A 15,652-nucleotide genomic window follows, 5' to 3' on the forward strand; every position below is an offset into this window, starting at 1 on the left:
AGCCACCGAGATGGCAACTGCTGCAGTGGTGCGATTACGCGGCACTCCCGGAGGATTGCCGCCATCCACATACTTCAGGTTGCCTCAGGTACCCTGAGGTGTCAAGCGGTATAGTGAGGCAACCAGACGAAGAAAAGGAGGCGAGGCCGACATGCCCGGGCCACCCCGCGCCGACAACCGGCCGCCATACGCGCGCATCGCGGGTCACTACCGCGACCTCATCAGCTCCGGAGTTCTCTCGCCGGGCGACCTACTACCGAGCATCAAGAACCTCGCCACCGAGTGGCAGGTCTCCACCGCCACAGCTGACCGGGCCATGAAACTGCTGCGGGAAGAGAAGCTGGTCAAGGGCATTCCGGGCGTCGGCACCGAGGTAATGGCGGGCCTAGTCTCGCTCTCTACTGGATCAGAGCGTCACGAGCGCAGCAAAAAGACCCAGTCATCGTGGGGCGACGGTGAAAAGTCCTCCGGCCACACCGCTGGAATCGTCGCCGCTCCCGAAGACATCGCGACCGTGCTTGGCATCGCCCCTGGTGACGACGCAATCCGCCGGAGCCGTATCTACCGGGACACTCACGGCATTGTCTGCCACTCGACGTCCTGGATTCCTGCCGAATTCGACCGTGTACTACCGGGGTTGGCAAGAAGCGAGCGCCTCAAGGGCGGGCTGTCGCTGGACCTGATTGCCCAGGCCACAGGGCGACAGGTCGTACAACGCGTGGACGAAGAGACTGCCCGCATCGCCACCGCACACGATCTTGAGCTCCTGGAACTGGGGGCCGATACAGTCGCGGCGATCCTGGTCCTGACCGCGCGGTTTCTGGACGCCGATGGCCAACTGCTGGAGTACGGCGTGGACCTGGGGGCTCCTGGCCGCACACGGCGCACGACGTCGGAGGTGATGCGGTGACAGGGCTCGACGCTGTTCACCTGGATGACAGTCTCGTCAGCTGCCTCGAAGCCCGCCTCGGCGAGCTCCTTCGAGCTGAGCGCACCGACACTCTGCCCCTGAAGGGAAGATTCGAGATCAGCCGCATCTCCGCAGCTCTGGCTGGCCGACCGGGCCCCGCGCCCCGCGCGGTCCTCATGACTGGAATGCCGGGCGCGGGCAAGACGACCCTCGCCCGCACGCTTGAGCAGGCCGGCTTCCGCCGTCTCTGCCCGGATGAGGAAATGTTCCGCCGCTACGGCCACTACGGGCGCGACTTCCCCCGCGGCCAGTTCCGCGTCCGGGAGGCGCCCGTCCTCAAGGACATCGCCCTCGAGCTCCAGGAGCTCCTGCTGACCGGTCACGACACCGTGGTAGACCACGGTTTCTGGACACCGGAGGAACGTACCCAGTGGGCAGCTTCCGTTACAGAAGCTGGCGGCAGGCCCGTGCTGATCTACCTGCCCGTGCCGCATGAGGTGCGCTGGGACCGAATCAGGGAGCGCAACGCCCAGGCACTGATAGACCCAAACTCAATCGAATTCAGCGAAGAGGATCTGCTGCGCTTCGCAGGCCGCTTTCACCCGCCGACCGCTGCCGAGCCGCACATCGTGTACAACGGCCACCCGGATAGCGTGCTGGCCGAACTTCAGCGCGCGCTTCCTTCCAGCGGCGATTCGCGTTGACAGCCCCGCAAGGGGTTTGTGTGCGGCCCGACCTGATGTATCGGTGGCGGCCTGCGAAGCCTCTTCCGACACATCGTGCGCTCGTGGTCTTGTGTGGCGCCGAGACGAGTAGGGTGGCCCCTGACTTGATCCATAACAGTAGAAGCCCCCAAGGACCTGGCAGGGTCCACGGGGGCTCTCGGACGGGTAACCCGTCCCGGCGACGCACCTGGTTAGGAGGTGATCGCGGAATGCAGAGTACCCGGAATTCCGGAACTCCACCGCGCGCTACGCCGTTTGCACATCATGATCGATTCGTTCTGGCGCTATTTGCGCATGCTGACGCCAGCCTCCGCAGTTGGGGGGTTGGGATGACCTAGGTCATCGGCCGGGCGCCTGGAGTGGACTAGCCACCCTCTGCGGCGCCGTCGGCCCGTCTCGCTCAGTCCGGTTGCACCCGGGCCCTGAGCTCCGGCTCTTCGAGCCGTTTGTTCTCTCACAGTTCCACCACCCTCCCCACCGCCAAGTGGGGACACGGCGGCCCCTAGCCAGGGCCGCCAGGGCCTCTAGCCAAGGCCCACCAACCGGCTGCGGGCCCCCGCCAAGGGGCTCTCAGCAAGACCGCGCACACCAGAGGAAGTGATCCCCAGCCCGAGGCATAAGCCCGGTTCGTTCCCGCAGGGCGGGAGCGGCATGGTCCATTTTTTGATTGGTAGGTCCCGTCATAGTGCACGATGCAGGGCTGGGTTGTCAGCCCGAGTGTGTCCGGTTGGCCGGTATTAGCCCCTTTCGTTCGATCGAAAACACTCCCGGTCGGTATGTTTTTGCGCCACGCGTGGCCGGATCCGCGCGTGGGTTCCTTCCTGCTGAGTCCCACCAGACGGGACCGACCGCCGGTGAGGGGCTCTCTCAGGTCCCTTCTCAGCGCCTGGACTCTTGGTACTTCTCGTCAGCCGTTCTCCAGCTGGGCGCCCTGGCCGCGCCCGCCTCTGTGGGGGTGGGCCGATGACGGGCACGGAGGTGCCGGTGCGCCGGCAGCGGGTTCGGGTGCCGATGCGGCTGGTGTCGTCGTCGGCGCCCGACGTCGCGCTGGCGGTCTACGTGAAGGTGAAGGCGTTGGCGGCGCGGCCGGAGGGGTGTCAGGCGCGGGCGGAGACGATCGCGTCGTACCTGGGCCTGTCGACGGCATCGGTGGAGCGGGGCCTGCAGGCCCTGTCGCATCCAGCGGAGGACGGCGTGGTCGAGCTGCGCTCGCAGCGGCGGACGCTTCCGGGTGGGCGGGGTACGTCGGCGGTGCGCACGGTGCGGCCGATGCCCCGGGGGGAGACGTTCGTGTGGCTGCCAGTGGCAGCCGCGGAAGACCTCACCCCCCGGCAGCTGACGGCGTACGCGGTCATCGCGTACGCGGAGCAGATGGGCATCGCGCTGACCGAGGCCGAGCTGGCCGGTCACCTGCTGCACCACTCGGGCCAGAAGGCCGGCCAGCCCCTCACCGCAGCGGCGGCCGGTGAGGTCGTCGACGGCCTGGAGGCCGCCCGGTGGGTGACAGTGCAGCGGCGTGCGGGCGCCCGGGGCCGCCACCGGTTCGTCGCCCATGACATCGCCCCGACGCATGCTGACGAGGTCGACGAGCAGCCGGCCGCGGACGCATCGCCGAGCGCCCAGGAGTGCTCGCAGGAGCCTGTGGACGGCGCTGCGCAGGGCTCGGGCAGTCCGTTGGTTGGTGAGGGATCGGGTGCGCTGGTTGGTGAGGGGTCCCTCGCGAATAGGGAATCACCTAGGACTGACTCACCTGATGACGAGCGTCCGTTGTTCTCATCCGCCGTAGGCGAAGTACCTGTAGTAGATGCTGGAGAGGACCCAGCTGATGCGGATGCGCGTACGAACGCCGCGGGTGGTCTCGCGCTGCGCGCGGATGAGAACGACCAGCCCGCCCCCTCTAAGCCCAACGACGAAAAGCGCCGCAGCCGCGGGGCACGGTCGGCGTACACCGGTCCGCAGTTGTCTATGAGCCCGCAGATCTTCGCGGTGCTGGAGCCGGTCCACTGGCTGCTGGCCCGGGTGAACAGTCCGTTCGTGGAGCGGAAGATCGCCCGTGAGGTCGGTCGTCAGTTGGAGGGCGGGATGGACGCTGAGCGCCTGCAGCACCGGCTGACCACTCGGTTTGCCGGAACCTCACCGTCGGAGATCCGTGACCCGGGCCGGTGGCTGCTTGGGGTGGCGCTGCCGCGCTGGGGCTGCGGGCACCTGGACTGCGAGACCAGCGTGCTGTGGTCCAGCGGCCGCCCCTGCCCGGTCTGCGAGGACATCGTCGCCGACCGTCGCGCCGAGCGGGAGCGTGTACGGCGTGAGCAGGGGCTGGCCGCCGGCCTGTGCCCGGTCCACGGCAGCAGGCCAGGTTCGTCCGGCGCGTGCGGCGAGTGCGGGCCCGACCGAGCGGTGGCCGGTGTTCCAGCGCAGCGCAAGGTGGAGGGTCTGCCGCGCGGCTCCTGCAGCGAGTGCGGCTGCCGGATCTTCCAGATCGGCCCCGCCCTCACGGACGGCCTGTGCAAGCCCTGCCGAACCGAGGCAGTGGCGACAGCGGAGCAGCCCGCACCCGTCGAAGCGGTGGAAGGGCCGACCTGCTCCGCTGTTGGTGGCGTGCCCTGCGGTCGTGACGCATTGCCGAACCGCAGAGTTTGTGCCCGGCACCTGGCGCAGGAGTTTGCCTTGGCCGGGGCGAAGGCGTCCTGATGCACGAGATCGCCACGAGCATTCTCCGATGTGGCGGTCAGGCGCCAGCCGTGGTTCCGGGCAGGTGCCGGGGCATCAGGCACGCCGCACCGGCCTGAATCTACCGGGGCCGCACCTCGGTGAAACAGGCCGCGCGCATCGTGCGCGGTTCACCTCCGCCTGCGCGGAGACCACAGCGCGGTACGCCAAGGGATTCCGAGAAGCTGCGGCTCACCTCCGCCTGCGCGGAGAAGCCGCCACGTACAGGTTCCGGCGGTCCATCAGGACCGGCTCATCTCCGCCTGCGCGGAGAAGCCTTCGCGACCTGCGGCGTTAGGAACGCTTTGCCAATTCGTGATTCAAGGAACGCCGGTCATGCACCCGCCTGAACCTACCGGGCCGCACGGCCTCTCCCAGGCACTGACCGGCCCACGACCACTCACTCCGCCTGTGCGGAGAGGACGCAATCGCCCGGTGCAGCAGCTCGCCAGTGTGCGACTCACCTCCGCTCCCGCGGAGAGGACCGAAGGCCGCCCTTCGGGACATGATCAGGGGCCGGTTCACCTCCGCTCGCGCGGAGAGGACACCCGGTGTCACGCCGGGTCAGAACGGTGGGGCGGTTCACCTCCGCTCGCGCGGAGAGAACAGCGTGTGGGACGGATCGAACGTGATGGGGTTCGGTTCACCTCCGCTCGCGCGGAGAGGACGTACGCCCCGGCACAGGTCGCGCTCACCGGCAGGGTTCACCTCCGCTCGCGCGGAGAGGACGGCTCGGCGATGAACCCGGCTCCCCAACACACCGGTTCACCTCCGCTCGCGCGGAGAGGACTTAGTTGTCGCTGCAGCCCTGGTTCGGGTTGCCGGTTCACCTCCGCTCGCGCGGAGAGGACGAAAGCCCCACGGCGTAGAGGTCCATGCGCTCCGGTTCACCTCCGCTCGCGCGGAGAGGACCGGTAGGTGATCTCCTCCACCCACTCCGACGCCGGTTCACCTCCGCTCGCGCGGAGAGGACGACCAGCAGCGACGTGAGCTGCTCACCACCCTCGGTTCACCTCCGCTCGCGCGGAGAGGACTTGTACACGGTGTTCACGATGAACGAAATGGGCGGTTCACCTCCGCTCGCGCGGAGAGGACGGGTTCACCATGTGGCAGAGCATCGTTGCCGTCGGTTCACCTCCGCTCGCGCGGAGAGGACCCTTCGCGACCTGCGGCGTTAGGGGCGCTTTGCCACTTCGTGATTCAAGGATCGCCGGTCATGCACCCGCCTGAACCTACCCTCCTCGGGGCCCCGGCCGCGGTCCTCAGCGGCGCGCCGTGGACGCCCACAGCGTCCCGTCCCGTGTCACCGTGCCGGACATAGCGGTGCCGGCTGCCGCAGCCGAGCGGTGTGGGACACGCACCAGCCCCTGACCGCCCGCCACCCGGTACTGGCCAGACAAGACCGACTGGGTGGAGGGCCACGCCCCGTCGTGGACGTCCCGGGCCATCCGGTGATCTCGCACCGGCGACGGTGCATTCCCCGTGATGGACGGGCCGGGCGGCTGCTCCGCGCCCACGTCGTGCCGCGGGGTGTCCGTCATGCCTGTATTTCTGTGGTCTCGATCGTGGCGGGAAGGGTCCGGCGCCGAGAGACGAGCCAGATGAGCTTGAGGAACCCATGTGTCCCCCGTGGTTGCTGACGTCGCTTCGGGCATCCGTCACCTGGTACGGCGGGCGGCCGGGCTGGTCGATCCGCGCTGAGGCAGTTGGCCAGGGAGTCCCGGGCTGTTCGGGGTCGATGTAGCCGCTGAACTCCTCGTAGTCCGCTCCGCTGCTCCAGGGCAGCGCGGGACTGTGCAGCTCTGCGCCGTACACGGTGATCGCCGGGCCGTCCGTGAAGGTCACTGTGGCCGGCGGACACGTCGCCGGGGCACGCGCGGGGAGTTCGCCGAAGTCGCGCAGCCACTGCTCGGCGGCCGCGCGGGGGAACCTGGGGCTCGCGTCTGTGCCGCCTGTGGCATCGAGTCCGCCGTGGCGGCGGCGCCAGATGACGACTGCCACGGGATCGGCTCCGGCGATGTGAGCGATCTGGTCGAGATTCACCTCGTCCTCGTCGGGGTGTGGCAGGGGAAGCATCCTTTCTGTTCGTCAGGGAGTTGGATGGCGCTCAGGCCCTGGTATGGGCCGGGGCCTGCGGGCTATCCGGTACGTGAAAGAGCTACCCGGCCGAAGGGTGCTGCACGTGGTCTCCGGCGTTCCGGGGCCGAGGGGCATGGGTGCGGCGGTGAGGACACAGCGTCCGGTCTTCGTTTCGGCGAAAGGCGCGAGTGGTGCGGGGATGCAGCGCGAGCCAGCTGCCGAGTTCACCCAGTCATCCCTGCATCTGATCAGTGCAGGCGCTGGGCCTCAGCCCCGGTGTTCTGCCTCGTTCCACGGAAGTGCCTAGCCGAGCAGGCTGGTCGTTGCGTTCTCAGGTGCGTGAGAGGCGGAGATGGATGGCGAAGACGCCGAGGGCTTCCTTTTCGGGCGGGTAGATGTCGCGGCAGGTGGCCAGCAACTGGTCGCGGGTCATGCCGGGTTCGCCGATGGCAGTGTTGTCCTCTGAGGTGAGCATCGCCTCGAAGGACGTGTACTCGCTGAGGTCGGTGATGCGGGTGAGGAGGGAGTGATCGCCGGAGTTGAACCGGAGGCTGTCTCCTGCGGCCATTTTGCGGATCTTGGCGTAGCCGACGCGGATCTCGATGGTCTTGGACCCGGTGGCGATCAGATCGAAGTAGGGCTGGCGGATGTTGAGCGAGTGCTCGGCCGACGGTGGCGGAGTGGTCATCGCGTTCTCCTATTTCCGGGGCGGGGGCGAGTGCAGGGCCGGGCGGGCGACGGTCGCCGCGGTGAGCCGTTCGCGCAGGCCCTCGACGGCGGCCTGCCGGGGGTAGCGGCGGGTGAGGAATGAGGTGAGGTCGCCGGCCCGGCCCAGGACGGAGCCGACGACGCGCGCCGAGTCCAGGGCCTGGTGGCCCAGCGCGACGGCGTCGTCGGGGGCGCCGAGCTGGGCATGGGCGAGGGCCAGGTCGATGCGGGCGATGGCTTCCCGGCTCGGGGAACGGGACGCCTCGGGGGCCGATTCGTAGGTGCTCAGCGCGTGCTCGGCGTGCTGACGGGCCTGTTCGGCCTGGCCTAGCCAGATGAAGGAGGTCGCCGGGTACGAGGTGAGGGCGTAGTCGGCCAGCGGCAGTACGTCCATGCCGAAGCGGCGAGGGGAGCGGGGCGGCAGGAGCCGGTGTGCGTCCTGGGCGGTCTGGAAGGCGGTGGTGAAGCCGTTCGCGTCGCCGTCGGCTGCGGCAGCGCGCGCGGCCTGGGCGTGCAGCCGTACGGTCAGCGGATGTCCGGTTGGTGCTTCGGCGAGGCCCTTGAGGGCTGCGTTGCGGGCCTTTTCGGGCCGTTGTTCGTACAGGTTGATGGAGGCGGCGGCGTCCATCGCCCATGCGCAGAGCTGGCCGTGTCCGGCTTGCTGGCCGTGGACGAACGCGTCGGTGGCGAAGGCCAGACCGGTGCGGGCGTCGCCGAGGTCGTGGGCGAGCCAGGCTAAGAGCTCGGACAGCCAGCCGGCGAACGCCATCAGCTCGCGCTCCTGGCGGTGGGTGCGCTTGGCCTGCAGCAGGGCGTCGACCTTGCGCCGGTAGCCCATCACCGCGTCGAAGACGGCCTTGGGCGGCTTGAGCGAGTAGGCATGGTTGAACTCGGTGACCGCGAGGTCGAGGTGGTCGAGGGTTCCTGAGCCGAGCGAGGTCGCCTCCGCCTGCCGGGTGAACTCCATGGCCTCGGCGGCGGCCTGTTCCAGGATCTGTGCGGCGGCAGCCGGGGCGGCCATGGCCAGTCCGGCGAGCTTCACCGCGTCGCGACGCTTCGTTGCCTCCACCTCCGTGAAGGTCTGCGGGCCCGCACCCGCTCGGGTCGTTTCCCCTTCGGGAAGTGTTCCATCCGAGCTGTGTCCGTTCCAAAGCGGACCGGTCCCGTCCGCAGGAGGAGCGGGGGAGTAGTCGCGGGCAAAGCCCAACTCGACGGGATGGGTGGTGAACAGACGGCACAGCAGGTCTTGGTACTCGGGGCTGGGCAGGACGCCGGCCTCCCAGTCCTTCCACGAACGCTCCGTCATCCCGATCTTGTTCAGGCCTTCGTCCTCGACGAGGTGGTGGGCGGCGGCGACGGCCTGGGCAACGGTCCATCCCATTGCCAGGCGGCGGCACTTGAGTCGGCGGTGACCACAGTGGGCCTCGATCTCGGTGGTGATCACCGCGACGAGGGCCGCCGGGGCCGGGTCGGGTGCGCCGGCTTTGCCCAGGGCCCTCTCTCGCAGGGACCGTCCGCAGGCGACGTCGTGCACTGTTCTTGACCGGTTGGTCGACTGGCTGCTCACGGGTGCCTCCCCCAGTGCACGGCCTCAGCGCCGGATGCGCCACCCATGCTGCCGAACTCTGCCTGCGCCCGCAGGCAGTCAAACCCCCGAGCCAGGGCGAGATGGCCGCCCGCGGAGGGCGGTGCGGCCGCCCGCGGAGGGCGGCCACTTCTCACTACCTGCGACAACGCTGGCGGATCACCCTGGTGATGGCGCCGTTTCCGGACGACGAACCCTGGCCTCCACGGCTCTGTATCGGTGAGCTCACGGGCATCCAGCCGGACGCGTCGCGTCGTCCACCCCCGTCCATATGTCCTGGGCCCGGCCCGGGACGAGAGACCGAGAGGGACACCATGGAAGAAGCACAGCCGGCCCCGGCCTTGTCCGGGCAGATCGCCCAGCTTGAGCGGCTGGACGGCTCGCTGATCGAGCGGATGCGGCACGAGGCCCTGACGGCCCCGGCGCCGTGGAAGGCCGAGTACGGCCAGTTCCAGTCCGGCGGCTGGTGGACCACCTCGCTCATGAACGCCTCCGGCGACGCCGCGGACGTGAGGATCGGCGACTGCACCGCCGGCCCCACCGCTCTGCTCCAGCACATGCCTGCCACCGCCGGTCTGCTGGACGAACTGGGCTTGTCCTACATGTGGGTGCGGTTGGCCCGCCTGGAGGCGAATGCCTTCCTGTGGGAGCACCGCGACTACGACGAACTGGACCAGGTCGAGCGCCACCGGCTGCACATCCCTCTGCACACCAACTCCTCTGCGTTCCTGGTCACCGGCGGCACCAAGGTCCATATGGCCGGCGGCCGGATCTGGCGTCTGACACCGACCTACGCGCACGGGGTCTGCAACCTGCTCGGCCCCGACCGGATCCACCTGATCGCCGACGTCTACGCCGACGACGCCTTCACCCGCCTGGCCAGGCACGCAGATGCCCCCGCGGCCGCCGAGGCGCTACCGCAGGCGAGCGAAGCGGAACTCGCCGAACGTCTCGCCGCGGCCCACCGCCTGGCCGATCTCGGCTACATCGACGCGGCCGAAGGACTGCTGCTGCGCCTGTTCTACTCCTTCGCCCTGCCCGAGGGCACCGTCTACGACCTGATCTCCCAGATGCACACAGCGCTCGGCGACACAGAGACAAGCAACCGCTGGGCGGCTGCGAAGTCCCAGCTCCTCGCCCTCGTCTCGTGAGGCCACTCGCCCTGTCCGCACCGCCTTCACCCTGGAAGGAACGCACATGACCACCGCCATGTCCCTGGCCCCGGCCGAACTGCACCTGAGCGAACTCACCGAAGCCAACCGGCCTGCCCAGCTGCCGCTGCTCACCCGCATCGCCGAACTGCTCACCGCCTCCACGGCGGTCACCCACCTGCTGGTGCGCGGCTCGCTCGCCTCCGGCACCGCCGACCGCCTCTCGGACGTCGACTTCGTCGCCGGCGTCCACGACAGTCACCTGCCCGCCTTCGCCGCGGCGCTCGATGACCTGATGACGGTCGGGGGAGGCGCTCTGTTGCCCGGCTGGCGCGACACCATCGTCGCGGACCTGGGCGGCATCGGCTTCGTCTTCCTCGTCCAACACGAGGGCAGGCTCCACCAGGTCGACCTCTACCTCGCGCCCGCTTCCCAGATCACCACCCTCCGGCGGAAGGTCGCCGGCAAGGTGCTGCTGGACCGGCCGCCGGCCGAGATCACCACCGCGCAGATCGAACGCGCCCGCGCGCATGTCGCCGACCTGCTGCGCCGGCCGAGGTCGTGCACCGAGCTGCTGATCGAGCACCTGGTGCTCGCGGTGCTGCTGCACAAGCGCATCCGGCGCAGCCAGCGGTTCGTCGCCTACAGCGAATGGCACATGCTGCACACGGCAACCAAGGACCTCATCAAGGTTGCCCTCGCGCCGGCCTCGCGGTTTTGGGGCTGGTACCAGCTGTGCGAAGAGATCGCGCTGACCCCGATCGGCCGGGCCTGCCTGGCCGACCTGCAGGCCGCGATCACCTCCCCGGCCGTCCCCGACGCCGCCGACGTCGAGGCCGCCTTGGACCGGGTGCTCGCACTGACCGAGCGGGCCTGCCCGAACGCCCTGGACGGTCTCACGGACGCGATCACCGCCTACCGCACCTACCTGGAGCTGGCGTGAAGCCCCACAGCCGCCATCGTGCAGCCGGTGGCCGGGGCAGGACGGCGGTGTTCTTCGGCGGGGTCATCCCCGCTTGTGCAGACGAGGAACGCCTCGCCGAGGAAGTCGGGATGGCTCTGGCCAGCGCGGGTTGGACGCTTGTACACGGCGGCTACAACGGGCTGATGGAGGCAGTGGCTCGCGGGGCAGCATCCAAGGGCAGCAGCGTCACGGCGGTCACCCTCGCCGACAAGCACCAGGAGTGGGGCAACTTCAACCCGCACGTCACCGACGAGGTGCATCTGCCCGACCTGGGCGCCCGCCTCAACCACTACCTTCAGACCGCGGACCTGGTGGTCGCGATGGGCGGAGGGGTCGGCACGCTGCACGAACTGACCGCTGCCCTCTACTACGCGGGCACCATCCGACCCGTCCCGGTCTGGATCACCGGCCCCACCGCGCTCGAGCTGCTGGCCTTCCTGCGCCGTGAAAAGTGGCTGTTCGAGACGCCGACCCGGTCGCTGGGATTCCTCAGCCTCATCGCGTCCGCGGCTGCGTTCGCCGCTCACCTGCAAGACCTGACCAGCAACAGCGACCGGACGGAGGCCGGCGCATGACCGAGACCACCCCAGGTGACCTGACGGCCCGGCTCGCTGCCACCGCCTGCGTGACTGACGCCTTCACCCTGACCGACGGGCAGGTGCTCGGCTCGTACTTCGACGAGTACAAACTGGCCGCCGACCCCCGCCTGCTGCACGACGTCGCCGCCGCCATGGCCGCCCTGGTCCCGCAGGACGCCGAAGTGCTGGCCGGGCTCGAACTGGGCGGGGTACCGCTGGCCATCGCCTTGTCGGCGGCCACCGGTCTGCCGGCCGCGTTCCTGCGCCGCCGGCCCAAGCGCTACGGCTCCCGGCGGCAGATCGAGGGCGCCCGCACCCGGGGCCAACGGGTCGTCCTGATCGACGACGTGGTCCGCTCCGGCGAGCAGCTGCTGGCGATGACCCGGGCCCTGCGGGGCGCCGGGGCACAGGTCGCCGGTGCGCTGTGCGTGCTGGAACGTCCGCTCGGAGGGCGGCTGCTGCTGGGCGAGCACGGCATCCGGCTGCATCCGCTGCTGGGCGAGGCCGACCTGCCCAGCACCGGGGCGGCGTCATGACGGGGGCGGTGCTGTTCGATCTGGACGGCGTGCTGCTGGACAGCAGTGCCGCGATGCTGGCCACGCTGGCCGGGGTAGCTACCGCCGCCCTGGGGCGCCGGGTAACCGTCGACGAACTGCCGGCCGGCGCTCTGACGGCTCCCCGGGTCGAGGTGCTGGCCGGCCTCGGAGTCGGCGAGCCGGATGCGCTCTGCGGGACCTGGTGGGACCCGGCGCTGGCCACCGCCGCCGGAACCACCCTGTTCCCCGGAGCCCTGCAGGGGCTGAAGGCGATCAAGGAAGCGGGGATGGCGACCGGCCTGGTCACACTGCAGAGCCGGAATCGGCTGCCCTGGCTGCTGGAGCCGGCCGTCCTGGCGCTGCTGGACGTCACCGTCTGCCGCGAGGACGCGGAGCCCAAGCCGGCCCCGGACGGGCTCCTGCTCGCCCTGGGCAAGCTCGGCATCGACCCCGCCGGGGCGGTGTTCCTCGGCGATACCACCGGCGACATCGCGGCCGCCCGCACGGCCGGGGTCACCCCGCTGGGGGCAGCCTGGGGCTACGCCGCACCCGCTGCCCTGTCCGCTGCCGGAGCCACAGCAGTCCTGGACGATGCGGCTCTGATCGGGCCCGGCCTGCTGGACTTCGCCACCTGTCCGGCAGCAGCACTGTCAGCGACAGCGCACAAACAGTAAGCGATCTTGACATCCCACCCGCTACAGTCGGTGGTGCAGCGGCCTCGGGTTCGGTCTCGGGGACTGCTGCACCACCTGTGAGCAACGGATCAGGAGTCAAGGTGTACCCCCTGGGGGCGCGAGCTATCTGCGTCGAGCTGGAGAACTGAGAACCCTCTCAGTCCCTGTTCTCGGCCCGGCTCGGCGTGTGATCTCCCACCACCTTCCACGACTCCTTTCGTGAGGCCATGCCGCCATGCGTTCGACGCAGATCCGCAGGACGTTCACCGACTTCTTCACCTCCCGCGGCCACCACCAGGTGCCCTCCAGCCCGCTGGTCCCCGACGACCCCACCCTGCTGCTGGCCAACGCCGGGATGAACCAGTTCAAGCCCTACTTCCTGGGCGAGACCACCCCGCCCTTCCCCCGCGCCACCAGCATCCAAAAGTGCGCCCGGACCTCGGACATCGACAACGTCGGCCGTACCAACCGGCACGCGACGTTCTTCGAGATGATGGGCAACTTCTCTTTCGGCGACTACTTCAAGGAAGACGCCATCGCCTTCGCCTGGGAGCTGCTCACCGAGGGCTACGGGCTGGAGAAGGAGAAGCTCTGGATCACCGTCTTCGAGGGCGACGACGAAGCTGAGCACCTCTGGCGCCGCATCGGTGTCCCCGCTTCCCGCATTCAGCGGTTGGGGATGGAGGACAACTACTGGTCCATGGGCGTCCCCGGCCCCTGCGGCCCGTGCTCAGAGGTCAACTACGACCGCGGGGCCGCCTTCGGCAAGGAAGGCGGCCCCGCCATCGACGGCGAGCGCTACGTCGAGGTCTGGAACCTGGTCTTCATGCAGTTCCAGCGCGGCGAGGGCGACAAGAAGGGCAACTTCCCCGTCCTCGGTGAGCTCGCCCGCAAGGGCGTCGACACCGGCCTCGGCCTGGACCGGCTCGCCGCGATCCTCCAGGATGCGCAGAACGTGTGCACCACCGACCTGCTGCTGCCCACCTTCCACACCGTCCAGGACCTCGCCGGCCGTGAGGCCCCCAGCGACGGCGAGGAGAAGGTGTCCTTCCAGGTCGTCACCGAACATGCCCGCTCCATCGCCTTCCTCGTCGCCGACGGTGTCCTGCCCGCCAAGGACGGCCGTGGCTACATCCTGCGCCGCCTGATGCGCCGCGCCGTCCGCCACGCGCGTCTGCTCGGCATCGACAGCCCCGTCCTGCCGGCCGCGACGGCCAGCGTGATCAGCAACCTCGGCAGCGTCTGGCCGGAGCTGACCGCCCAGGCCACGCTGATCGAGCAGGTCGTCACCGCGGAGGAGGAGTCCTTCACCCGCACCCTCACCCAGGGCACCCGGCTCCTTGACGCCGCGATCCACCGCACTCAGGGAATCGGCTCGGCCGCTCTGCCGGGCGAGACGGCTTTCGAGCTCGCCGACACCTACGGTTTCCCCCTGGAGCTCACCGTCGAGGCCGCCCGCGACGCGGGCCTGACGGTCGACGAGGACCGCTTCGCGACGCTGCTGGACGAGCAGAAGAAGCGCGCCAAGGCCGGCGGCAAAGCCAAAACCACCGAGGCCCTCAAGAAGAGGGACACCTACCGCGAGCTGGCCGCCGCCCTGCCCCCTGCGGAGTTCCTCGGCTACGAGCACCTGATCACCGAAGCCACAGTCACCGGCCTCATCGCCGACGGCGCCGTCGCGACCACGGCTCAGGCCGGCGCCGAGGTCGAGCTGGTGCTGGACCGCTCGCCGTTCTACGCCGAAGCCGGCGGACAGATCGGCGACACCGGAACCCTGACCCTTAGCAACGGGGCACGCCTGCAGATCACCGACACCCGATACGGCCTGGAAGGCTTCCGCATCCACAACGCCCGCGTCCTCGAAGGGGAACTGCAAACCGGCACCAGTGGCGAGGCCGTCGTGGACGCCGAACGCCGGGCGGGCCTGATGCGGTCGCACTCGGCCACCCACATCCTGCACGCCGTCGTCATGGCCACCCTCGGCGACCACGCCCGCCAGCAGGGCTCCCTGGTCGAACCCGACCGGCTCCGCTTCGACTTCGCCCACTTCACCGCCCTCGCCCCCGACCAGCTGAGCCAAATCGAGCAGGCCGTCAACAGCCACGTCCTCGATGACCCCGCCGTACACGCCTGGCACGCCGACCGCGCCGAGGCCGAAGCCGCCGGAGCCATCGCCCTGTTCGGAGAGAAGTACGGCGAGCGGGTCCGTATCGTCGACATCGGAGACTTCTCCCGAGAACTCTGCGGCGGCACCCACGTTGCCCACGGCTCCCAGGTCGGCGCCTTCCGCCTGCTGACCGAGTCGTCGATTGGCTCCAACCTCCGCCGTGTCGAGGCCCTCACCGGCCACAGCACCCTCACGCACCTCGACACCGAGCGCCGCCTCCTACGCGAGCTGTCCACACTCCTCGGAACCCGCCCACAGGACGCGCCCCACGCCCTGCGCAAGCGCCTGGAGGCTCTCGCCGACGCCCAGACGCAACTGACACGGCAGCGGGCCGCCGAACTGCGCTCCCGGGCCGATCAGCTCGCCCATGCCTCTGCCGCGGCCGGGACGGGACGCATCCTCGTCCAGAAAGTCACCGGCGTCACGCCAGACGAGCTGCGTCAGCTGACCTCCGAGACCCTCGCCCACCTGCCCGCCGGCCCCTCGATCGTCGTCCTAGCCCTGGAGCACGGCGGCAAGGCCCTGCTCGCCTCGGCCGTCTCCCCCGATCTCCTCGACCGCGGCATCCAGGCCGCCCAGGTCATCACCCGCGCCGCGAAGGCCGTCGGAGGCGGAGGCGGAGGGACAGGAGCCCTCGCCAGCGCCGGCGGCCGCCGCCCCGAACACCTCGACCAAGCCCTCACCGCCGCCGGACAGGACGCCGCCGGCCTCCTTAGCAACCGATAACGACACACCAGGCGGCCCGCCCGGCCGAACCAGCTGGGCGGGCTCGCTCGGGACAGCACACCTGCGACCAGGGACCATGATCGGCCGTTCGGTTCACCTCCGCTCGCGCGGAGACCACACAGGGTCCGCGCTGGCCATCC

Annotated in this window: 11 protein-coding genes and 2 CRISPR repeat arrays (1 of these 13 only partly in view); of the genes, 9 read left to right on the top strand and 2 right to left on the bottom strand. The window is 69.6% G+C overall.

Translation table 11 applies throughout. The features are described 5' to 3' along the window. The first annotated feature begins 151 nt into the window (after positions 1 to 151). The 3 genes from ACGFN2_RS27110 (at position 152) to ACGFN2_RS27120 (ending at position 4,326) form a co-directional block, all read left to right on the top strand. Entirely contained in the window at positions 152 to 910 is a 759-nt protein-coding gene (locus ACGFN2_RS27110; RefSeq protein WP_393364859.1) for a GntR family transcriptional regulator, read from the top strand. Continuing rightward, positions 907 to 1,614, top strand: a complete 708-nt coding sequence (locus ACGFN2_RS27115) for an AAA family ATPase (RefSeq protein ID WP_393364862.1) — start codon at positions 907 to 909, stop codon at positions 1,612 to 1,614. Before ACGFN2_RS27110 ends, ACGFN2_RS27115 begins: the two co-directional genes overlap by 4 nt. 984 nt (positions 1,615 to 2,598) lie before the next feature. After that, positions 2,599 to 4,326: a hypothetical protein gene (locus tag ACGFN2_RS27120; RefSeq protein WP_393364865.1), complete on the top strand. Its 1,728-nt coding sequence runs from the start codon at positions 2,599 to 2,601 to the stop codon at positions 4,324 to 4,326. 413 nt (positions 4,327 to 4,739) lie between these two features. Then, positions 4,740 to 5,500: a CRISPR direct-repeat array (repeat unit 29 nt; unit sequence CGGTTCACCTCCGCTCGCGCGGAGAGGAC). Positions 5,501 to 6,754: 1,254 nt separating this feature from the next. Here ACGFN2_RS27120 and ACGFN2_RS27125 read toward each other — a convergent pair. Together ACGFN2_RS27125 and ACGFN2_RS27130 are read right to left on the bottom strand one after the other, a co-directional pair. Next, positions 6,755 to 7,111 carry an ASCH domain-containing protein gene (locus ACGFN2_RS27125; RefSeq protein WP_393364868.1) on the bottom strand — a complete coding sequence of 119 codons (357 nt, stop codon included), beginning with the start codon at positions 7,109 to 7,111 and terminating at the stop codon, positions 6,755 to 6,757. Positions 7,112 to 7,120: 9 nt separating this feature from the next. Beyond that, entirely contained in the window at positions 7,121 to 8,698 is a 1,578-nt protein-coding gene (locus tag ACGFN2_RS27130; RefSeq protein WP_393364871.1) for a tetratricopeptide repeat protein, read from the bottom strand. A gap of 332 nt (positions 8,699 to 9,030) precedes the next feature. Here ACGFN2_RS27130 and ACGFN2_RS27135 point away from each other — a divergent pair, with 332 nt between their 5' ends. The 6 genes from ACGFN2_RS27135 to alaS all read left to right on the top strand — a co-directional run bounded on the left by ACGFN2_RS27135 (position 9,031) and on the right by alaS (position 15,512). Continuing rightward, positions 9,031 to 9,867, top strand: coding sequence for an aspartyl/asparaginyl beta-hydroxylase domain-containing protein (locus ACGFN2_RS27135; protein ID WP_393364874.1), 837 nt, complete (start codon positions 9,031 to 9,033; stop codon positions 9,865 to 9,867). A 46-nt stretch (positions 9,868 to 9,913) separates the two neighbouring features. After that, positions 9,914 to 10,810 (top strand): hypothetical protein, encoded by an 897-nt coding sequence (locus ACGFN2_RS27140; protein WP_393364877.1) that lies wholly within the window; start codon positions 9,914 to 9,916, stop codon positions 10,808 to 10,810. A gap of 47 nt (positions 10,811 to 10,857) precedes the next feature. After that, positions 10,858 to 11,406, top strand: coding sequence for an LOG family protein (locus tag ACGFN2_RS27145; protein ID WP_393365089.1), 549 nt, complete (start codon positions 10,858 to 10,860; stop codon positions 11,404 to 11,406). Next, positions 11,403 to 11,945 (top strand): orotate phosphoribosyltransferase, encoded by a 543-nt coding sequence (locus ACGFN2_RS27150; protein WP_393364880.1) that lies wholly within the window; start codon positions 11,403 to 11,405, stop codon positions 11,943 to 11,945. Before ACGFN2_RS27145 ends, ACGFN2_RS27150 begins: the two co-directional genes overlap by 4 nt. Beyond that, on the top strand, positions 11,942 to 12,619 hold the full coding sequence (locus ACGFN2_RS27155; protein WP_393364882.1) for an HAD family hydrolase: 678 nt from the start codon (positions 11,942 to 11,944) through the stop codon (positions 12,617 to 12,619). The genes ACGFN2_RS27150 and ACGFN2_RS27155 overlap by 4 nt, the downstream gene beginning before the upstream one ends. A gap of 235 nt (positions 12,620 to 12,854) precedes the next feature. Continuing rightward, positions 12,855 to 15,512, top strand: coding sequence for an alanine--tRNA ligase (alaS, locus tag ACGFN2_RS27160; RefSeq protein WP_393364885.1), 2,658 nt, complete (start codon positions 12,855 to 12,857; stop codon positions 15,510 to 15,512). 131 nt (positions 15,513 to 15,643) lie between these two features. Then, a CRISPR array of direct repeats spans positions 15,644 to 15,652; the repeat unit is 28 nt; it runs 870 nt beyond the window's last position.

This window comes from Streptomyces sp. NPDC048612 (assembly GCF_043199295.1).
Lineage (GTDB): Bacteria > Actinomycetota > Actinomycetes > Streptomycetales > Streptomycetaceae > Streptomyces.